Below are 18,797 nucleotides of genomic sequence, written 5' to 3'. Positions count from 1 at the left end.
CTGGCCCAGCAGGAGACCACCCAGCAGCGCGAGACCGCCGAGGCCTACGCCGACCGCGTCCGCACCGAGGCCGAACAGCACGCCACCGACCTCACCGAACGCACCGCGGCCGAGACCGCCGAGGTCCGCGAAGCGGCCGACCAGCACGCCGCCGAGGTCCGCGAGGCGGCCGACCAGCACTCCACCGAGGTCCGCGAGCAGGCCGACACCTACGCCGACGAGCAGCGCACCACCGCCGACACCTACGCCGCGCAGACCCGGACGGAGGCCGAGCAGGCCGCCGCGGAGCTCCGGGCCCTGGCCCAGCAGGAGACCACCCAGCAGCGCGAGACCGCCGAGGCCTACGCCGACCGCGTCCGCACCGAGGCCGAACAGCACGCCACCGACCTCACCAAGCGCACCGCGGCCGAAACCGCCGAGGTCCGCGAAGCCGCCGAGCAGCACTCCACCGAGGTCCGCGAGCAGGCCGACACCTACGCCGACGAGCAGCACACCGCCGCCGACACCTACGCCGCCGACGTCCGCGAGCAGGCCGACGTCTTCGCCGCCGAGCAGCGCACCGCCGCCGAGGAGTCGCTGGAGCGCGCCGAGGCCACCGCCGAGCAGCGCCGCGCCGAGGCCGCCAAGGACGCCAAGGCCACCCGCGAGAAGGCCGCCGCCGAGCTGGCCCTGGCCAACGAGCAGGCCTCGACCGTCCGGGCCGAGGCCGGCCGCGAGCTGTCCGAGGCCCGCGCCACCGCCGACGGCATCCGGGCCGAGGCCACCGCCGAGCTGGAGCAGGCCAAGGCCGACCGCGCCGAGCTGATCTCCGCCGCCAAGGCCGAGGGCGCCGAGCTGGTGGCCGTCGCCGAGGAGGAGGCCGCCGAGGTCCGCCAGGCGGTGGCGGGCATGCACGAGGCCGCCGCCGAGCAGATCGCCGCGCTCAGGGCCGCCGCCGGGCAGGAGGCCGCCGAGGTCCGCGAGGCCGCCGAGCAGGACGCCACCGAGTTGCGCGTCCTCGCCGAGCGGGAGACCACCGAGCAGCGGGAGCTGGCCGAGCGGGAGACCACCGAGCAGCGGGAGTCCGCCGACGCGTACGCCGCCGAGCTGCGCAGCCTGGTGGAGCGCGAGAGCGCCGAGCAGCGCGAGCTCGTCGACCGCGAGACCGCCGACCTGCGGGCCCGTACCGAGGCCGAGACCACCGCCCTGCGCGAGCAGACCGAGCTGGAGCTGGCCGCCGAGCGGGAGGCCACCGAGAACGAGCTCGGCCGGCAGCGCGCCGAGGCCCTGGCCTACGACGACCAGCTGCGCGCGGACGCCGAGGCCGAGCTGCGCGCCGCCCAGGAGGCCGCCGAGCAGCTGCGCGCCGACGCCGGGGCGCAGGCCGCCCGGACGGTGGCCGAGGCCGAGGCCCAGGGTGCCCGCGGCATCGCCGACGCCGAGGAGCTGTCCGCCGGTCTGCGGGCCGAGGCCGAGGAGTACGCCCTCGCCACCCGCACCCTGGCCGACGACTACGACTCCGCCACCCGCTCCCGCGCCGACGACTACGACGCCAAGACCCGGGAGGCCGCCGAGCAGTTCGACAGGGCCACCCGCGAGCACGCCCAGTCCGTCCTGGAGAAGGCCTTCGCGGACGCCGAGGCGCTCGGCGAGGACGCTCAGACCACCGCGCTGGCGACCACCGCCGCCGCGGAGGAGCAGGCGGACGCGATGGTCGCCGCCGCCCGCAAGGAGGCCGGCCGGCTGGTCGCCGCCGGCGAGGCGGCCGGTCAGGCCGAGGTGGAGAAGGGCCGTTCCGACGCGGACGCCCTGCTCGCCGAGGCCCGCCGGGACGCGACGGCGATCCGCGAGCGCGCCGAGGAGCTGCGCGAGCGCACCGACGCCGAGGTCGAGGCCCTGCACGAGCGCGCCCGCAAGGAGAACGCGGCGGCCATGAAGTCGGCCGGCGAGCGGGTGGACGCGCTGGTGACGGCCGCCCAGGAGCAGCTGACCGAGGCCGAGGAGCAGGCGGTGGCCACCGTCGCCGAGGCCGAGGACCGCGCGGCGGCGCTGGTCGCGGCGGCCGAGGACCGCGCGAGCGAGCTGACCTCGGAGGCGTCCGCGGAGGCCAGCAAGGTCCGGCTGTCGGCCGTCCGCAAGGCGGAGGGCCTGCTGAAGGAGGCGGAGACCAAGCTCGCCACCTCCACGGACCGCGCCGAGTCGCTCATCGAGAAGGCCGAGGCGAAGCTGCGGTCGTCCGAGAGCGAGGCCGAGGAGCGGCTGGACCGGGCCTCCACCGAGGCGGAGAAGCGACTGCGGGACGCCGACGAGGCCGCGGACGAGCAGATCGAGCTGGCGAAGGCGGAGGCCGAGCGGCTGCTCGCCGAGGCGACGGCCGAGGCCAAGCGGGTCACCGACGAGGGCCGGCGCGAGCTGGACGAACTGGTGCGCCGCCGCAAGGACATCAACACCGAGATCTCCAGGGTCCAGGACGTGCTGTCCGCCCTGGAGGCGTTCGAGGCGCCGGCGCCGGTCGCCCAGGCCAACGGGGGAAGCAGCACCAAGAAGGACGGGGGCGCCAAGGCCGGTGCCGGAGTTGGCTCCCCCCGGTCGGGTGGCAATCGCTCCAAGAGCGCACCACCCGATTGAGCGGACATTGGCGGTCATTGTCCGTGAGAGAACGGCATATCGCCGTCGACACTCCGGTACCGTGTCAGGATTCCCTCAACCACCTCAGCGGTTTGACGACAGGAAGCCCAGAACCCCATGAGCGACAGTCACTCCCCTCACGGCTTCGACCTGGTGCGCCGTGGGTACGAGCGCGCCCAGGTCGACGAGCGGATCACCAAGCTGGTGGCCGACCGTGACAGTGCCTTGACCCGGATCAGTGCGCTGGAGAAGCGCATCGAGGAGCTCCACCTGGAGACCCAGTCCGCCCAGGCGGCGGTCGTGGAGCAGGAGCCCTCCTACGCCGGTCTCGGCGCCCGGGTCGAGAAGATCCTGCGACTCGCCGAGGAGGAGGCCAAGGACCTGCGCGACGAGGCGCACCGCGCCGCCGAGCAGCACCGCGAGCTGGCCGAGGCCGCCGCCCAGCAGGTCCGCTCCGAAGCCGAGAACTACGCCAAGGACCGCAAGGCCAAGGCGGAGGACGAGGGGATGCGGATCGTCGACAAGTCCAAGAGCGACGCCGCCCAGCTCCGCGCCGAGGCCAACAAGGACGCCCAGAACAAGCGCGAGGAGGCGGACGCCCTCTTCGAGGACACCCGCACCAAGGCCGCCCAGGCCGCGCTGGAGTTCGAGACCAACCTGGCCAAGCGCCGCGAGCAGTCCGAGCGGGACCTGGCCGCCCGTCAGGCCAAGGCCGAGAAGCGCCTGGCCGAGATCGAGCACCGGGCGGAGCAGCTGCGCCTGGAGGCCGAGAAGCTGCGCACCGACGCCGAGCGCCGCGCCCGCCAGACCGTCGAGACGGCCCAGCGCCAGTCCGAGGACATCGTGGCCGACGCCAACGCCAAGGCGGACCGCATCCGCAGCGAATCCGAGCGCGAGCTGGCGGCCCTCACCAACCGCCGCGACAGCATCAACGCCCAGCTGACCAACGTCCGCGAGATGCTGGCGACGCTGACCGGCGCGGCCGTGGCCGCCGCCTCGCTGCCGACCGACGACACCCTGGGCGTGCCCGCCCAGCAGTCGCGCTGACGCACGCAGGCCCCGGCAGCACCGCAGGCCCTCACCCGCCCGGGTGAGGGCCTGTCGGCTTTCGCGCCGTCATCATCCCGGGCGCTTCGGGGCCGGTGGGGCACGGGCCCTCACCTCGGATAGGCGCCGTCCGGCCGCTGGTAGCCGCTGCTGAGCTGGTTGCCCTCGTCGTCGGAGACGGTGCCGAACCAGGAGGTGCACCAGACCGACACCGAGTCCGGCCAGTACTGCACCTCGAAGGGGTGTCCGGGCCCGTAGTCGCCGTACGAGGTGACGATGAAGGTCTCCCCCGGGCGCATCCAGTAGTCCTCGCCGAGCGGTTCCAGGGTGAGCTCGACCAGACCCTCGCCCCGGTTGGTCACGGGCATCCGGCCGGTGACCTCCAGGGCGGAGAAGTCCCAGGCCGCCGCGTCCTGGCTCTCCTGGCTCATCCGGCGGCCACCCGGGCGAGCAGGGTGCGCACGACGGCGTCGAAGGCCTCGGGCGCCTCCAGGGCGCTCAGGTGGCCCACCCCGGGCAGGACGGTCAGCTCGGCGTCCGGCCGGGCCCGCAGCATCGGCTCGGCCTCCTCGGGCGCCACCAGGGCGTCCTGGGCGCCCGCCACGACGGAGACCGGCACCCGCAGGGCGGCCAGGACGTCCAGGGCGTCCGGTCGGGCCGCCATGGCCCGCTGGGCCCAGGCGACGGCGGCCGGCGGCGCGGCGGCGACCATCGCCTGCACCCGCTCCACCAGGTGCTGCGAGTCGGGCCCGAGCTGCCCGGCCGCGACCTGCTCGTCGAGCAGCAGCCGCACGCTGTCCCGCGCGGTGACGGCGGCGGCGATCCGCTCCCGGTTGGCCCGTACCGCGTCGGTGTCGGCGGTGGCCCGGGTGTTGGCCAGCAGCAGGCCGGCCAGCCGGTCGGGGTGGCGGCGGGCGAAGGCCAGCGCCACGTAGCCGCCCATGGAGAGCCCGCCGACCACCGCGCGCTCGATCCCGGCCGCGTCCAGCAGCAGCGCGAGGTCGTCCGCGACCGGGTCCAGCGAGGGCTCGTCGGCGCCCAGCACAGTGCCGCCGAACCCCCGCTGGTCGGGGGCGAGCACGCGCGCTTCGTCCCCGGTCAGGCCGGGCAGCGTGTCCAGTTGGGACGACCACATCGAGGCGTTCAACGGAAAGGCGTGCAGCAGCACGAGTGGTGTTCCGGTACCGCTCTCGCGGACCGACACTGCGGAGGGGAGCTGGGTCATGCGTCCAACCTATTCCGGCACGCCCGGCGGGCCCACTCAGCGGGCCGCGATACCCCCTTTGTCCCAAGGACATGTCCGACAATTCCCGCCGGGTGCGCGGCGTTGGGGCACGCACCTCGCCGCGTTGTCGTCGGTCGCCAATGGCCCCCAGCCTCCGGCCGGGAGGTGCCCCCACCGCAGTGGCTCCCTCCTCCGCCTTGCGATGCACGCACCCCAACGCCGCGCGCTGATCCGCCGCCAATTGTCGGACATGTCCTAGCCTGGCAAGGAACTGAGGGAGCGCGAATGATCGAGTTGCACGACCTGACAAAACGTTACGGCAAGACGCTCGCGGTGGACCGGCTCAGCTTCCAGGTCCCTCGGGGTGTGGTGACCGGCTTCCTCGGCCCGAACGGCGCCGGCAAGTCCACCACCATGCGCATGATCCTCGACCTCGACCGCCCGACCACCGGCCGGGTGACCATCGACGGCAGACGGTACGGCCAGCTCAGCGAGCCGCTCAAGTACATCGGCGCGCTCCTGGAGGCCAAGGCCGTCCACCCCGGCCGCACCGCCCGCGACCACCTGCTCTGGCTCGCCCAGAGCAACCGCATCCCCGTGCGCCGGGTGGACGAGGTGCTCGCCCTGGTCGGCCTCACCCCGGTCGCCCGCAAGCGGGCCCGCGGCTTCTCCCTCGGCATGGGCCAGCGCCTGGGCATCGCCTCCGCCCTGCTCGGCGACCCGGAGATCGTCATGTTCGACGAGCCGGTCAACGGCCTGGACCCGGAGGGCATCCTCTGGATCCGCAACCTGATGAAACGCCTCGCCGCCGAGGGCCGGACGGTCTTCGTCTCCTCCCACCTGATGAGCGAGATGGCCGTCACCGCCGACCACCTGGTGGTCATCGGCCGCGGCCGGCTGCTCGCCGACCTGCCGATGCCGGAGTTCATCCGGCGCAACTCCCGCTCCGCCGTACGGCTGCGCACCCCGGAGCCCGAGCGGCTGCTCGACGTGCTGACCGAGGCCGGCCTGCGGCCCGAACCGGGCCCGGACGGCTCCTACGAGGTGGTCAACGGGGACATCGCGCGGCTCGGCGAGCTGTTCGCCGGGCACGGCGTGGTGCTGCACGAGCTCAGCCCGCAGCAGGCCTCGCTGGAGGAGGCCTTCATGCAGATGACGGCCGACTCGGTGGAGTACCACGCGGGCGACGGACCGGGCCGGGACGCGGCCGGCGCGCCCACCGAGTGGGGCGCCGGCTGGAAGGCGGACGGCGCCCGGCAGACCACCACCGCACGGCAGGAGGAGAACTGAGATGGCGTCCTTCCCGGCGATCCTCCGCTCCGAGTGGACGAAGATCCGCAGCGTCCGCTCGACGGTCTGGACCCTCGCGCTGACCTTCGTCGTCACGGTCGGCATCGGCGCGCTGCTGTCCCTGCTCACCAACAACAACTTCACCGAGTTCCGCCGCGACGACCAGTCCCCGTTCGACGCCACCGGGACGTCCTTCTCCGGCATCATGCTCGGCGAGCTGGCGATCATCGTCTTCGGGGTGCTGGCGATCGGCAACGAGTACAGCAGCGGCATGATCCGGGTCACCCTGGCCGCCGTCCCGCAGCGCGCCACCCTGCTCACCGGAAAGGCGGCGGTGCTCGGCGCCCTCGCCCTCGCGGTCTCGCTGGTGACGGCCTTCGTCACCTTCTTCGTCGGCCAGTCGCTGCTCGGCACGCACTCCACCACGATCGGCGAGCCCAACGTGCTGCGGGCGGTGTTCGGGGCCGCCCTGTACCTGACGATGCTCTGCCTGTTCTCGGCCGGCGTCACCACGATGCTGCACAACCAGACGCTCGCGCTCGGTGTGCTGGTGCCGTTCTTCTTCCTGCTCTCGCCGATCCTCTCGGCGGTGCCGAAGGTCAAGACCCTGGCCCACTACTTCCCCGACTACGCGGGCTCGCGGATGCTGCTGGTGTACGAGCAGCACGGCCAGCCGTACGGGCCGTGGACCGGCTTCCTGATCTGCCTCGCCTGGACGGCCGCGGCGCTGGTCGGCGGTGCGCTGGTGCTCAAGAAGCGCGACGCCTAGCAGGACGCCCGGCGGGCCCCGGCCGGACCCGTCAGTACCGCGGAGCGCCGCGGCCTCGCAGGACGTTGGAGGCCCGGCGCTCCCGCGCTCCCCAGCAGGCGCGGTGCCAGTGCCGCCGGTCGTCCACTCCCGCGCCGTACTGCGGCCAGGCCACCACGTGGCCCACCCCCGGCGGGATCTCCTGGTCGCAGCCCGGGCAGCGGTAGAACCGCCCCGCCGTCCCGGCGACCGTCTGAACCACCCAGTCCTCGCCCTGGTAGCTCTCGGTGCGGCGCAGCGAACCGCCGACCGGGGCGGTCGGCTCTGCGCTCTCGTGCGGGGCGGCGCTCTTGATCCGGTTGCGGCGCGGCGACACGGCGGACTCCCTCTCCTCCTGGGCTCTGGATCGTTCCAGCCTACGGCCGGGCGGGCCCCCCGCACGGCCACTACCACGGCTCCGTCCGGCACTTCGGCGTTTTTGCCGAGATCCACCCGATCATCGGGGAAATCGGGAGTTCCGCGTGCCATTGGCACATGACATCGGATACCCACAAGGGGAGAAGGCGGGGCCCGCAGACCCTGCGCGCACCCGAGGAGGCCCAACGATGAGCAAGACCAGCGCCCGCGCCGAGAGCGGCCGGCCCGTCGGGGTCCGGCCGGTCGCCCCCGGTCCGACGCTGACGTCCGTCCCCCCGGTCACGGCCGTCGTGGGCCGGCCACTGCCGGCGCCCCAGCGCGCGGGCGCGCTGCCGCCGTCCACCGGTCCGGTGCGGGTCGGCCTGTTCCTGCTGTCCGCGCAGTTCCCCGGGCAGAGCCACGGCGAGGCGCTGGAACGCACCGTCGAATCCGCCGTCGGGGCCGAACGCGCCGGGCTGGACAGCGTCTGGCTGGCCGAGCACCACTTCGTGCCGTACGGGGTCTGCCCGGACGCCGCCACGCTCGCCGCGATGCTGCTCGGCCGCACCCGCCGGATCGGCGTCGGCACTGCGGTCAGCGTGCTCTCCACCCGCCACCCGGTGGGGCTCGGCGAGCAGGCCGCGCTGCTGCACCTCACCTCCGGCGGACGGTTCACGCTCGGGGTGGGCCGCGGCGGGCCGTGGATCGACCTGGACGTGTTCGGCGGCGGCGTGGACGCCTTCGAGAAGGGCTTCCCGGAGCGGCTGGACCTGCTGCTGCGCTGGCTGCGCGGCTCCCGGGTGGGCGCGGACGGCCCGCAGTTCGCCTTCCCCGAGGTCGCCGTGGTGCCGCGGGCCACCGAACCGGTGCGGCGGCCGGGCCTGAGCAGCTGGCTGGGCCTCGGCGGGCGGACCGGCCCGGTGCGCTTCCCGCGCCAGCGCCGGGACGACGAGGGCCTCGGCGAGGAGCTCACCGCCTCCGGACGGCCGGTGGCCGGGCCGCCCGTGGTGGTCGCCTGCACCTCGCCGGGCGGGGTGCGGCTGGCCGCCGAGCGCGGCCTGCCGATGCTGCTCGGCATGCACTCCGGGGACGACGACAAGCTGCGGATGCTGGAGCTGTACCGGACCGCCTGGCTGGCCGCCGGACGCGGCGAGGAGCAGCTGCGCCGGATCGGCCGACAGCACGTCGCGGCCGGCGTGGCCCAGGTCGACGACCGCGCCGCGGCGGCCCGGTCCACGCTGCTGAACGCGATGCCCGGCTGGTTCGAGTACGGGCTCGGCGCCCACCGCACCGTGGACGGCCGCGAGCGCAAGATGCGCGATCCGCGCCAGTACACCGAGCTGCTCTGCGACCTGCACGCGGTGGGCACCCCGCGGCAGTGCGCCGACCGGCTGCTGGCCACCGCCGAACGCACCGGCATCCGGCGCTTCGCCCTGCTCGCCGAGGGCAGCGGCGACCAGGAGGCGACCCTGCACAACATCGCCCGGCTCGGCTCGGAGGTGCTGCCGCAGCTGGGCTAGCCGTGCCCGGCGGGGGGACAGGCCCGGCGGGGGGGCGTACCGGACGGGAGGAGGTACCGGGCGGGCGGACGGGCCCGGGCCGCCGCCCCTCCCCCCGCACCGGGGGACGGGGGCGGCCGGCGCCGCAGCGGGCTGCGGCGGGGTCAGCAGTCCCGCAGTTCCTCGGACTGGTTGAGCAGCTGCTCCCGGACCGAGGTGAAGCGGTCGTACCGCGCCTCGTTGGCGTCCGACGGCAGGAACACCGCGACCCGGTGACAGTTCTGGAAGGCCAGCCGAACCCCGAAGTGGCGCTGGAGAGCGCCCCGGATGGCGTCGCTGGCGAGCGCGCGCAGCAGCTGGCCGCGGGCCTGCTCGCTGGGCGGCGGCACCTGGTTGTCGGCGAAGTCGGTGCCGTCGACCTTCGCCTGGGCGACCAGCGAGCTGATCAGGTCCCAGGCATAGGGCAAAGAGACGCGGACGCAGTCGACGAATTCCCGCTCGTCGACCTCGCCCCGCTCGGCCTTCTCCAGCAGGGCCGGTGAGACGTCGAGCGACATGGATTCTCCTCTCGCGGTCCACCCGCGCGGCGCCCGGGTGGTCGTGCGTAGGTCAAGCTCACAGTGAGGGTGGCGGATTCGCATGGGGTGTCCGGAACACCGAGGGACAGGGGTTTCCGGCACCTTCGCGACAGCGGCGGCACCACGGGACGTGACGTCCTGGACACCGAACGCGCTCAGAACAGCGTGGCAGTCAACGGCGCGGCAGGCCGGTCATTCCTGCGGATTGCTTCGGAAATATGTTGCGGTGCACCGGATTGGCCGGATCCCGTCGGATCGTTCATCTGAAGTCTCCATCCCCGTTGACAGCGATCCCGCGAGCGTGCCGTCACACACCGTAGCGACTTGACGGTGGGGGCGCCAGACCTCGACGGGGCGGTGGCGGGACCGCCGGACCTCCATGTTGGCCGGGTTCGCGCTTTCTTCACCCAGCCGTCGCGGAATCGCATCAACTGGCCCCGGTGGGCTAGCGTGGTCGACCGTGCGTCTCGTAATTGCCCGCTGCTCAGTCGACTATGCCGGTCGGCTCTCCGCCCATCTGCCCTCCGCCACCAGGCTGATCCTGGTCAAGGCCGACGGCAGCGTCAGCATCCACGCCGACGACCGCGCCTACAAGCCGCTCAACTGGATGTCCCCGCCGTGCGCCCTCAAGGAGGCCGACGGGGTCTGGACGGTGGAGAACAAGGCCGGCGAGAAGCTCATCATCACGCTGGAGGAGGTGCTGCACGACTCGTCCCACGAGCTCGGGGTCGACCCCGGCCTGATCAAGGACGGCGTGGAGGCACACCTCCAGGAGCTGCTCGCGGACCGGATGGAGGTGCTCGGTGCCGGCTGGTCGCTGATCCGCCGCGAGTACCCCACCGCGATCGGCCCGGTCGACATCCTCTGCCGCGACGCCGACGGCGCCACGGTGGCCGTCGAGATCAAGCGCCGCGGTGAGATCGACGGCGTCGAACAGCTCACCCGCTACCTCGAACTCCTCAACCGGGACCCGCTGCTGGCCCCGGTCAAGGGCATCTTCGCCGCGCAGGAGATCAAGCCGCAGGCCCGCGTCCTGGCCACCGACCGCGGGATCGGCTGCGTGGTGCTGGACTACGACGAGCTGCGCGGCATCGACGACGACAAGCTCAAGCTGTTCTGACCGCTCAGGACGAGCCCGGGTTGGTCGGGCTGGGCGTGCTGCCCGGAGCCGTCGGTGACCCGGACGTGGTCGTCGGCGAGGCCGGGGTCGTCGCCGGGGACGACGGGCCGTGGCTCGTCACCGGCGGCGACGGCTGCCCGGTCTGCTGAGGCGGCTGCGGCTGACCCGGCTGCGGCCCCGGCGGCTGCTGGCCCGGTACGGGCGGCTGCTGCGGGGCCTGCGACCCGCCCGCCCCCGGCGAGGAGCTCGGCCTCCTCGTCGGCGAGGCGCTCGGCGAGTGCGAGGCACTGGCGCTCGCGGACGGCGCCGGGCTGCTCCCCTGCGTCGGCGCACCGCCCGGTCCGGCACCGGCCGTCGTCGGCCCGGCACTGCCGGACTGCTGCGGGAACGGCGGGTCCTGGGTGCCGCCGCCGTCCAGCCGACCGTTGTTGTGCGGGTCCTTCCCCCTGACCTCCTCCGGCCCGCTGAAGCTCATCGCCACCGCCGCGCCGAGGACCCCCAGGGTCAGCACCGCGGTGGAGACCACGGCCGCCCGCCGGCGCCTGCTGGACTTCAGGCGGGCCGGCACCCGGGCCGCGATCTTGCGGATCACCGGGGCGCGGCCGGGCGCCGCGGCGGGCGCGGCGGCCGGCAGCTGCCGGCCCTCGGCGCGCAGCAGGTCGAGCATCCGGCCTGCCGCGGCCACCCCGCGCTGCTCGCCCGCGGCGGCCCGCAGGGTGAGCGCGGTCTCCAGTTCGGCGACGGCCCGGGAGGGCTGCCGGACGCAGATCGCGTGCACGCCCGCCTCGTGGTGGAACCAGGCCTGGTCGACCGCCGAACCGGTGCGGCGGGCCGCCTCCAGACCGAGCTGGAGTACCCGCTCCCAGGCGCCCCAGCGCAGCGACAGCGCCAGCGCGGGCGCCGCCGCCCGGGCGAGCCGGACCACCGCGTCGTGCCGTCCGGCGGTGCGGTCGGCGAGCAGCACGCCGACCATCACCTCGGCCTCGGCGGCGACCTGTTCCAGCGTCACCGAGCTGTGCCCCACCCACCAGGCGAAGTGCTGGGCGGCCCCGTCGACGGAGCCCCGGGCGGGCCAGTGCGGGACGAGCAGGTCGAGCGCGCCGGCGGTCAGCCGGTGGTGCCCGCCGATGGACACCGCCAGTCCGGCGTCGGCGAGTTCGGCGAGGGCGGCCTCGCCCTGCCCGACGTCGATCAGCGCCGGCAGGTGCGGCGCGGTGGGGCACTCGCCGCCGAGCGCGACGGCGAGCCGCAGCACGGCCTGCGCGGGCTCGCTCAGCCCCTCGGCGAGCCGGACCGCGGGCGAGGCGGTCTCCGCCACCGAGGGCAGCGGGACGGTGAGCCGCAGCGCGTTCTCCCGGATCGCCGGGTCCTCGTCGTGGACGGGCTCGTCGACGGCCCCGAAGACGTCCATCCGGTCGTCCTCGGCGGCCACCAGCGCGTCCACCGAGACGTCCCGCTGGCGCAGCAGCGCGGCGGCCTGGACGAAGCGCAGCGGCAGGCCCTCGGACTCGAACCAGAGGTCCACCGCCCAGGCCTTCTCGGTGACGTCCAGCGGCCGCCCGGCCAGCCGGGCGGTGAGGGCCAGGCAGGCGGAGCGGGAGAGCCCGGCCACCAGGTGGTCCTGGAGCCGGGAACCGGGGGGCAGCGGCGGGCCGTCCGGGGCGGCGGAGATCAGGAAGGCGCAGCCGGGGGCGGCGGCGAGCAGCTCCTCCAGCTCGGCGCCGGAGGGCTCGGCGGCGTCGATCACCACGATCGCGCCGACCTCGGCGAGGTGGACGGCCAACTGCCCGGGGTCGGGGCGGTATCCGGGGGCGTGGTGGGTGGCCGCGAAGAGGTCCTGGAGCAGGTCGGCGCCGGTGCGGCGGTGGCCGCAGAGCTGCACCACGCCGCCGGGGGCGAGGTCGGCGGCGGCCTCGGCGACGGCCGACAGCAGCGCGCTGCGGCCCGAGCCGGCCTGGCCGACCAGGCGTATCGAGCGGCCCTCGGCGAGCAGGGCGAGCAGTTCGGCGGTGTCGGTCTCGCGGTCGAGCATCGGCAGATCGGCGGGCCCGGCGCCGAGCGCGAGCGGGCCGACCGCGCGGCCGACGCCGCCGACCGGACCGCGGGCGGGCTCGCTGCGTCCGGTCCGGCGCGGACGGGGCCGCCACTCCTCGGGACAGGTCCTGGCCTCGGAGCCGTCCGGGGCGCCGACGCCCACCAGCAGGGCGCCGGAGACCAGTTCGCCGCCGCGGGTGCGAACGGCCTCCTGCCGGAACTCCCCGGATGGCTGTGCCACGTTCTGCTCCGCATCGTGCTCGGCCGTCGGCGCCCCGCGCCGCCCGGCTGACGTCCCGGTGGCGGCCGCGGCCGGGCTGGAGGCAGCCCCGGCGGCCGTCTTCTGACGGGCAGACTCTTGCACATCCGGCCCCGGCCGTGCAGAGCGGTCCGTGGCCGTCGGCCGGTCCGCGGCGCTGACCAGGGGCGTTGCGCGGACGGACCGGGGGTGCGCAGGCGCACGGTCCCGGCGCGCGGCGCGGTGGGGGCCGTGGGGCCGCGGGAGTTAGAGAGCGACCCCGTGCGCCTCGGCGGCGCCGTCGACGGCCAGGATGCGGTGCAGCTTGGTGGCCACCAGCAGCCGCTGCAGCTGGGCCGGGACGGAGCGCAGCACCAGCCGGCGGCCGATCCGGCCGGCCCGCCGGTGGGTGCCCATGATCACGCCGAGCCCGGTGGCGTCCCAGAACTCCAGCCGGCCGAGGTCGAGTACGAGGTCGCCGAGGCCGCCGTCCACGGCCTGGTGCAGCCGGGACCGCGCGTCGGCGGCGGTGCGCACGTCGAGGCGGCCTTCGATGGCCAGCGCCGTGTGGTCGCCGGTGATGCGCATGCTCTCCTCCTTCGCCTGGACGGCCTGGTGCGGGGCGGGTCCGCCCCGGCCGTGCCGGGAGCGGGAGTGGGGGGTGCATACGGGCGGGCCGAAGCCCCACACCCGGACCCGGGCGGAATGCCGGGTTCCCTCATCTGACGGTGAACCGGCTCCGCAGGTTGCTGGTTTTGGCCAGATCTGAAGCAACTTCACCCGTCCGAGGGAATATACGCAGGTCGGCCCCACACCTACGCTCGATTACCGCCCAAATCACCCGTCTGCGGCACCCGGCGTGAGGAAACTCACCCGGCCCTGCGGGGCGGGCCGTACGATGCTCCGATCGCACGGCCCGGCCGGTCGTTCAGCCCTGCCGGCTCACTTGCCCTCGTACGGGTAGAAGCCGCGGCCGCTCTTGCGGCCCAGGTCACCGGCGGTGACCATGCGGGCCATGATCTCCGGCGCGGCGAACTTCTCGTCCTGGGTCTCGGTGTAGATGTTGCGGGCGGCGTGCAGCAGGATGTCCACGCCGGTCAGGTCGGCGGTCTGGAGCGGGCCCATCGCGTGGCCGAAACCGAGCCGGCAGGCGGTGTCGATGTCCTCGGCGGTGGCCACGCCCGACTCGTACAGACTGGCGGCCTCGACGACCAGCGCGGTGATCAGGCGGGTGGTCACGAAGCCGGCCACGTCGCGGTTGACCACCACGACCTCCTTGCCGACGCCCTCGGCGTAGGCGCGGGCGGTGGCCAGCGTCTCGTCACTGGTCTTGTAGCCGCGGACCAGCTCGACCAGCTTCATCATCGGGACGGGCGAGAAGAAGTGGACGCCGACGACCGACTCCGGGCGCCCGGTGGCGGCGGCGATCCGGGTGATCGGGATGGCGGAGGTGTTGGAGGCCAGTACGGCGCCGTCCTTGGCGAGCTTGTCGAGCTCGCGGAAGACGCCCTCCTTGACCTCCAGCTTCTCGAACACGGCCTCGACCACGATGTCGGCCTCGGAGACGGCGCCCAGGTCGGTGGTGGTGGTGATCCGGCCCAGCGCGGCCTCGGCGTCCTCGGCGCTCAGCCTGCCCTTGGCGACGAACTTCTCGTAGGAGGCGCGGATGCCGGCCAGGCCCCGCTGGAGCGCCTCCTCGGTGACGTCCCGCAGCACCACCGGGTGACCGGCCTGCGCGGACACCTGGGCGATGCCGGCGCCCATCAGGCCGGCACCGATCACGGCGATCTGCTTGCTGGACGCATTGCTCATGGCTGGGTCTCCCGATGCCGTCGCCGCCCCGCGGGCGGGCCCTGAAGGCGGCTCAGGGCAGGGGTCGCCGCCAGAGAGCCGCATCGCTCGTTTTTCCGGGACTCTAATGCCCAAATCCGCCGTGCAATAGCAATCGGGAGTGTGATCTGCAACCGACCTAAAACAGGTGATCAGACGGTCAGTCCGAGGTCCTGCGCCAGGATCGCCGCCTGCACCCGGCTGCGCAGCCGCAGCTTCGCCAGGATCCGGCTGACGTGCGTCTTGGTGGTCGCCTCCGCCATCTCCAGCCGGGCCGCGATCTCCCCGTTGGACATCCCGGCCCCGATGCAGGCCAGCACCTCCCGCTCGCGGCCGGTCAGCGTCCCCACCGCGGCCCGGGCCTCCGGTCCGACCGGCCGCTCGGGGCGGGCGAAGGCCCCGATCAGCCGTCTGGTCACCGAGGGCGCCAGCATCCCGTCCCCGCGCGCCACCGTGCGGATGCCCTCGATCAGGGTGTCCGCCTCCAGGTCCTTGAGCAGGAACCCGGACGCGCCGGCCCGCAGCGCGCCGTAGACGTACTCGTCCAGGTCGAAGGTGGTCAGCACGAGCACCTGGCCGGCCCCGGCGGCGACCACCTCGCGGGTCGCCGAGACGCCGTCCAGCCGGGGCATCTGCACGTCCATCAGCACCACGTCCGGCCGCAGCTCCAGGGCCAGCCGGACGGCCTCCTCGCCGTCCGCGGCCTGCCCGACCACCTCGAACTCCGGCTCGGCGCGCAGGATCATCACCAGCGCCGCCCGTACCGCCGCCTGGTCCTCCGCCACCAGCACCCGGATCGTCATGCCCGCCCCTCGTTCCCCCGGGCGCGCGGCAGCACCGCGCGCACGCTCCAGTACCCGCCCTTCGGCCCGGCCTCGAAGCTGCCGCCGAGCAGCCCGGCCCGTTCCGCCATGCCCACCAACCCGGCCCGGGCGCCGGGCAGTTCACGGCCCGGACCGCCCCGGTACGGGCTGTCGACCGAGATCCGCAGTTCCTCCGGCGCGAACTCCAGCCGCAGGCTGACCAGTCCGGGCCCGGCGTGCTTGAGGGCGTTGGTCAGGGACTCCTGGACGATCCGGTACGCGGCCAGCCCGACCGGCACCGGCACGTCCCCGCGCTCGCCGCGCTCGTCCAGCGCGAAGTCCAGCCCGACGTCCCGGCCGGCCGCCCGGGCCTTGGCCAGCAGGGCGTCCACCGCGGCCAGGTCGGGGGCCGCGTACGACTCGTCCACCTCTCCCCCGCCGCTGTCCCGGAGCAGTCCGATCATGCGACGCATTTCGGCCAATCCCTGGACGCTGTTCTCCCGGATCACCGCCAGCACCTCCACCAGGGGATCGTCCTGGGGCAGGTTCCGGCGCCGGGCCACCGACTGCGCACCGGTGGCGTGGATCGCGATCGCCGACAGGTGGTTGGCCACCACGTCGTGCAACTCCCTTGCCATCCTGGCCCGTTCGGCGCCGATCGCCTCCCGCCGGTCCATCTCCGAGAGCAGCGCGGTCTGTTCCGCCCGCAGCCGCTCGGCCTCCGCCTCCTGCCGGTGCTTGCGCACCACGTCGCCGCTCCACACCGGCCCCAGGAAGACCAGTGTGCTGACCACCACGATCAGCAGCGCCAACGAGGTGCCGCCGTAGACCGCCGCCAGGGTGGACAGCGCCAGCACCGTGGCCCCGCCGGACAGGTGCAGCACCCGGGACATCCGCGGGGTGCCGTAGATCACCGCCGCGTACAGAAGGTCGGTGTACATGATCAGCGTGGCCACCAGGTTGCCGGCGAACACGCTCGCCGCGAAGGCCAGCCCGCCGAGCGACACCGCGAGCACCGGCCTGGTCCGCCGGACCAGCTCCAGCCCGGCCATCACCAGCAGCGTCGGCACCACCGCCCACGGCGGCACCCGGTCGGCCCGGTCGTACACCCCGAAGGCGATCAGCACCGCACCGCCGAGCAGCCCGGCGAGGGCGATCAGCTGGTCCTGTCGGCGTGGGGGGAGCGCGGGGAACGGGAGCGGCACGTCCCCATCTCATCATCCCCGGCGGCCGGCCCGGCTCCGGTCCACGAAGGAGCCCGCTACATCGAAAGGTGCAGGCCGGTACGGCACCGCGCGACGACGACAGCGGCACGCCCCCGCACGAGGCTGGAAGCACCACCGAAACGTCCGGGAGCAGAACGTGATCGTCACCCTCATCGTCGCGGCCGAGATCTCCTTCTGGATCCTGCTCGGCCTCGGACTGACCGCCCGCTACCTGCTCCGGTGGCGCCGCACCAGCACCGCGCTGCTGGTCGGCCTGCCGGTGGTGGACCTCACCCTGTACGCCCTCACCGTCCTCGACCTGCGCGGCGGCGCCACCGCGAGCTGGACGCACGCCCTGGCCGCGAGCTACGCGGGCTTCTCGATCGGCTACGGCCCCTCGCTGGTCCGCTGGGCCGACCGGCACTTCCTGCACCGCTTCGCCGGCGGCCCCAAGCCGCTGCCCTCACCCAAGTACGGGCCGGAGCGGACCAGGTACGAGTGGCAGATCGCCGGCCGGACCGTCGTGTCCGCCGCGGTCACGCTGAGCCTGATCACCCTGCTCGTCCCGCTCTCCGCGGGCTCCGCCCACTTCGGCACCTTCCTCCAGTGGTACCTCAAGCTGGGCATCGCCGCCGTGGTCAACGTGATCGTGGCCGGCTGCTACTCGCTCTGGCCCAAGCAGCCGCCGGCCGGCGTGGTGGTCGAGGACGGTCGGGTGGTCACCGGGAAGACCCTCGCCGGCAGCGCCCCCGACCGCACCCCGGCCGACCGGCCCTGAGCCGTCGAGGGCCCGTCCTCGGACTCCCACGGGGGAGCAGTCCGAGGACGGGACTTCGGCATGTTCCTAGCGGTTCTCGCCCGGGACCCAGAGCACGTCCCCGCGCTCCTTGTTGGCCACCCGGGCCAGGATGAACAGCAGGTCGGACAGCCGGTTGAGGTACTTCGCGGTCAGCGGGTTGACGCTGTCGCCGTGCTCCGCGATCGCCGACCAGGTCGAGCGCTCGGCCCGCCGCACCACCGTGCAGGCCAGGTGCAGGTGGGCCGCCCCGGGCGTACCGCCGGGCAGGATGAAGCTGCGCAGCTTCTCCACCCGGGCCAGGTACTCGTCGCAGTCCGTCTCCAGCCGGTCGATGTAGGACTGCAGCACCCGCAGCGGCGGGTACTTCGGGTCCTCCACCACCGGGGTGGACAGGTCGGCGCCGACGTCGAACAGGTCGTTCTGGACCCGGACGAGCACCGCCGTCATGTCCTGCGGCAGCTCACCGACGGCCAGGGCCACGCCGATCGCGGCGTTGGCCTCGTTGGCGTCCGCGTACGCGACCAGTCTCGGATCGGTCTTGCTGGTCCGGCTCATGTCGCCGAGCGCGGTGGTGCCGTCATCGCCGGTACGGGTGTAGATGCGCGTCAGATTGACCATGCGGCCAGAGTAGCCGCCGGGTTAGGCGCCGTTAACCCCGCCTCGGAAGGTCCCCGGGCGTGTCGGCAGGCCGCTACGCGACGTTGACCCTCCCCCAGCCTCCGGCCGGGGGCACCCCCATCCGAGGGTCCCGTCGCTACGCGACATTGACCCTCTGGCCGGGCGGGGCGGCCTCCAGCCAGGCCAGGAAGCCGGTCAGCGCGTCCTCGCTCATCGCCAGCTCCAGCGGCGCCCCGTTGTGCAGGCACCGCAGCACCACCGAGCCGGACAGCAGCGCCAGCTCCTCCTGGCCCTCCGGGTAGCGCCGGCCGAGCACCTCGATCTCCCGGCGCGGCAGCACCTTGCGCGGACGCGGGGCGTACGAGAAGACCCGGAACCACTCGATCGAGTCACCGCTGTACCGGCCGATACCAAAAACCCACCCCTTGCCGTCGGTCGGGGGGACCGGGGCTGAGGTGGGTTTGCCGTTCTCGTCGAGGTCGGGCTGCGTCGAGGCGTCGGCCGGCATTTTGAGCCGGTAACTGCAGTCGAAGGTGCCGCCGACCCGCTGGATCAGGCGGCGCCGGACGGCGAAGGCCATCAGCCCGATCACACCCAGGGCCACGACCGCCGCACACACCACAAGCGCGAGGACCATGCTCACCCACCTCCTCGCTACCCGCGTTCCCCGTAGCGGTCGTATCAAGCGACCGCGCTGACCTACCAACTACGACGACAGTCCCGGGGTCACGCTCACGCGTCCCCGGGACCGTCGGTCGAC

17 protein-coding genes and 1 pseudogene are annotated in these 18,797 nt (G+C 74.0%); 7 read left to right on the top strand and 11 right to left on the bottom strand.

Annotation, left to right across the window (positions count from 1 at the left end; translation table 11 throughout):
- Together ACFVUY_RS14830 and ACFVUY_RS14825 are read left to right on the top strand one after the other, a co-directional pair.
- Positions 1-2,607 (top strand): annotated as a pseudogene (locus tag ACFVUY_RS14830) (hypothetical protein); the annotation flags it as partial.
- 117 nt (positions 2,608-2,724) lie between these two features.
- Positions 2,725-3,654, top strand: coding sequence for a cellulose-binding protein (locus ACFVUY_RS14825; RefSeq protein WP_359899925.1), 930 nt, complete (start codon positions 2,725-2,727; stop codon positions 3,652-3,654).
- A 110-nt stretch (positions 3,655-3,764) separates the two neighbouring features.
- Here the strand turns inward: ACFVUY_RS14825 and ACFVUY_RS14820 are convergent, their stop codons facing one another.
- Both ACFVUY_RS14820 and ACFVUY_RS14815 read right to left on the bottom strand, forming a co-directional pair.
- Entirely contained in the window at positions 3,765-4,085 is a 321-nt protein-coding gene (locus tag ACFVUY_RS14820; protein WP_224283203.1) for a hypothetical protein, read from the bottom strand.
- On the bottom strand, positions 4,082-4,879 hold the full coding sequence (locus ACFVUY_RS14815) for an alpha/beta fold hydrolase (protein WP_387729987.1): 798 nt from the start codon (positions 4,877-4,879) through the stop codon (positions 4,082-4,084). The genes ACFVUY_RS14820 and ACFVUY_RS14815 overlap by 4 nt, the downstream gene beginning before the upstream one ends.
- A 285-nt stretch (positions 4,880-5,164) precedes the next feature.
- Here ACFVUY_RS14815 and ACFVUY_RS14810 point away from each other — a divergent pair, with 285 nt between their 5' ends.
- Entirely contained in the window at positions 5,165-6,169 is a 1,005-nt protein-coding gene (locus ACFVUY_RS14810; protein WP_387690874.1) for an ABC transporter ATP-binding protein, read from the top strand.
- Between the two features lies 1 nt (position 6,170).
- A complete protein-coding gene (locus ACFVUY_RS14805; RefSeq protein WP_387690876.1) occupies positions 6,171-6,938 on the top strand; it encodes an ABC transporter permease subunit in 768 nt (255 codons plus the stop codon).
- Between the two features lie 31 nt (positions 6,939-6,969).
- Here the strand turns inward: ACFVUY_RS14805 and ACFVUY_RS14800 are convergent, their stop codons facing one another.
- Positions 6,970-7,293 carry an ATP/GTP-binding protein gene (locus tag ACFVUY_RS14800; protein WP_359899933.1) on the bottom strand — a complete coding sequence of 108 codons (324 nt, stop codon included), beginning with the start codon at positions 7,291-7,293 and terminating at the stop codon, positions 6,970-6,972.
- 391 nt (positions 7,294-7,684) lie between these two features.
- Between ACFVUY_RS14800 and ACFVUY_RS14795 the strand changes: the two genes are divergently transcribed.
- Positions 7,685-8,833 carry an LLM class flavin-dependent oxidoreductase gene (locus ACFVUY_RS14795; protein WP_387690940.1) on the top strand — a complete coding sequence of 383 codons (1,149 nt, stop codon included), beginning with the start codon at positions 7,685-7,687 and terminating at the stop codon, positions 8,831-8,833.
- Between the two features lie 143 nt (positions 8,834-8,976).
- On the opposite strand, the gene ACFVUY_RS14790 is transcribed toward ACFVUY_RS14795, so the two are convergent.
- The gene (locus tag ACFVUY_RS14790) at positions 8,977-9,369 is read right to left on the bottom strand and encodes an SCO5389 family protein (RefSeq protein ID WP_359828614.1); all 393 of its coding nucleotides are present in this window, start codon (positions 9,367-9,369) and stop codon (positions 8,977-8,979) included.
- Between the two features lie 481 nt (positions 9,370-9,850).
- Between ACFVUY_RS14790 and nucS the strand changes: the two genes are divergently transcribed.
- Positions 9,851-10,510 (top strand): endonuclease NucS, encoded by a 660-nt coding sequence (gene nucS, locus ACFVUY_RS14785; protein WP_359899935.1) that lies wholly within the window; start codon positions 9,851-9,853, stop codon positions 10,508-10,510.
- 4 nt (positions 10,511-10,514) lie between these two features.
- Here the strand turns inward: nucS and ACFVUY_RS14780 are convergent, their stop codons facing one another.
- The 5 genes from ACFVUY_RS14780 to ACFVUY_RS14760 form a co-directional block, all read right to left on the bottom strand.
- Positions 10,515-12,785, bottom strand: coding sequence for an ATP-binding protein (locus ACFVUY_RS14780; RefSeq protein ID WP_387729985.1), 2,271 nt, complete (start codon positions 12,783-12,785; stop codon positions 10,515-10,517).
- A gap of 264 nt (positions 12,786-13,049) precedes the next feature.
- Positions 13,050-13,370, bottom strand: a complete 321-nt coding sequence (locus ACFVUY_RS14775) for an STAS domain-containing protein (protein ID WP_387690880.1) — start codon at positions 13,368-13,370, stop codon at positions 13,050-13,052.
- 354 nt (positions 13,371-13,724) lie between these two features.
- Positions 13,725-14,594, bottom strand: coding sequence for a 3-hydroxyacyl-CoA dehydrogenase family protein (locus tag ACFVUY_RS14770; RefSeq protein WP_387729983.1), 870 nt, complete (start codon positions 14,592-14,594; stop codon positions 13,725-13,727).
- Between the two features lie 170 nt (positions 14,595-14,764).
- On the bottom strand, positions 14,765-15,415 hold the full coding sequence (locus ACFVUY_RS14765) for a response regulator (protein WP_380538219.1): 651 nt from the start codon (positions 15,413-15,415) through the stop codon (positions 14,765-14,767).
- Positions 15,412-16,620: a sensor histidine kinase gene (locus ACFVUY_RS14760; protein ID WP_387729981.1), complete on the bottom strand. Its 1,209-nt coding sequence runs from the start codon at positions 16,618-16,620 to the stop codon at positions 15,412-15,414. The genes ACFVUY_RS14765 and ACFVUY_RS14760 overlap by 4 nt, the downstream gene beginning before the upstream one ends.
- A 157-nt stretch (positions 16,621-16,777) precedes the next feature.
- Here ACFVUY_RS14760 and ACFVUY_RS14755 point away from each other — a divergent pair, with 157 nt between their 5' ends.
- On the top strand, positions 16,778-17,398 hold the full coding sequence (locus ACFVUY_RS14755; RefSeq protein WP_380630924.1) for a hypothetical protein: 621 nt from the start codon (positions 16,778-16,780) through the stop codon (positions 17,396-17,398).
- Positions 17,399-17,464: 66 nt separating this feature from the next.
- Here the strand turns inward: ACFVUY_RS14755 and ACFVUY_RS14750 are convergent, their stop codons facing one another.
- Together ACFVUY_RS14750 and ACFVUY_RS14745 are read right to left on the bottom strand one after the other, a co-directional pair.
- On the bottom strand, positions 17,465-18,037 hold the full coding sequence (locus ACFVUY_RS14750; protein ID WP_359899948.1) for a cob(I)yrinic acid a,c-diamide adenosyltransferase: 573 nt from the start codon (positions 18,035-18,037) through the stop codon (positions 17,465-17,467).
- A 136-nt stretch (positions 18,038-18,173) separates the two neighbouring features.
- Positions 18,174-18,674, bottom strand: coding sequence for a DUF2550 domain-containing protein (locus ACFVUY_RS14745; RefSeq protein WP_030057523.1), 501 nt, complete (start codon positions 18,672-18,674; stop codon positions 18,174-18,176).
- Positions 18,675-18,797: the final 123 nt, after the last annotated feature.

Source organism: Kitasatospora sp. NPDC058063 (assembly GCF_042885395.1).
GTDB classification, from domain to species: domain Bacteria; phylum Actinomycetota; class Actinomycetes; order Streptomycetales; family Streptomycetaceae; genus Kitasatospora; species Kitasatospora lactacystinica.
Note: the sequence above shows the minus strand (reverse complement) of the source record. Positions and strands in the feature narration are given on the sequence as shown.

Bases quoted from the DNA above. Each gene is read 5' to 3' on its own strand.
- ACFVUY_RS14825 (WP_359899925.1), top strand. From the start codon at position 2,725: ATGAGCGACAGTCACTCCCCTCACGGCTTCGACCTGGTGCGCCGTGGG.
- ACFVUY_RS14820 (WP_224283203.1), bottom strand. From the start codon at position 4,085: ATGAGCCAGGAGAGCCAGGACGCGGCGGCCTGGGACTTCTCCGCCCTG.
- ACFVUY_RS14815 (WP_387729987.1), bottom strand. From the start codon at position 4,879: ATGACCCAGCTCCCCTCCGCAGTGTCGGTCCGCGAGAGCGGTACCGGA.
- ACFVUY_RS14810 (WP_387690874.1), top strand. From the start codon at position 5,165: ATGATCGAGTTGCACGACCTGACAAAACGTTACGGCAAGACGCTCGCG.
- ACFVUY_RS14805 (WP_387690876.1), top strand. From the start codon at position 6,171: ATGGCGTCCTTCCCGGCGATCCTCCGCTCCGAGTGGACGAAGATCCGC.
- ACFVUY_RS14790 (WP_359828614.1), bottom strand. From the start codon at position 9,369: ATGTCGCTCGACGTCTCACCGGCCCTGCTGGAGAAGGCCGAGCGGGGC.
- ACFVUY_RS14775 (WP_387690880.1), bottom strand. From the start codon at position 13,370: ATGCGCATCACCGGCGACCACACGGCGCTGGCCATCGAAGGCCGCCTC.
- ACFVUY_RS14770 (WP_387729983.1), bottom strand. From the start codon at position 14,594: ATGAGCAATGCGTCCAGCAAGCAGATCGCCGTGATCGGTGCCGGCCTG.
- ACFVUY_RS14765 (WP_380538219.1), bottom strand. From the start codon at position 15,415: ATGACGATCCGGGTGCTGGTGGCGGAGGACCAGGCGGCGGTACGGGCG.
- ACFVUY_RS14750 (WP_359899948.1), bottom strand. From the start codon at position 18,037: ATGGTCAATCTGACGCGCATCTACACCCGTACCGGCGATGACGGCACC.
- ACFVUY_RS14745 (WP_030057523.1), bottom strand. From the start codon at position 18,674: ATGGTCCTCGCGCTTGTGGTGTGTGCGGCGGTCGTGGCCCTGGGTGTG.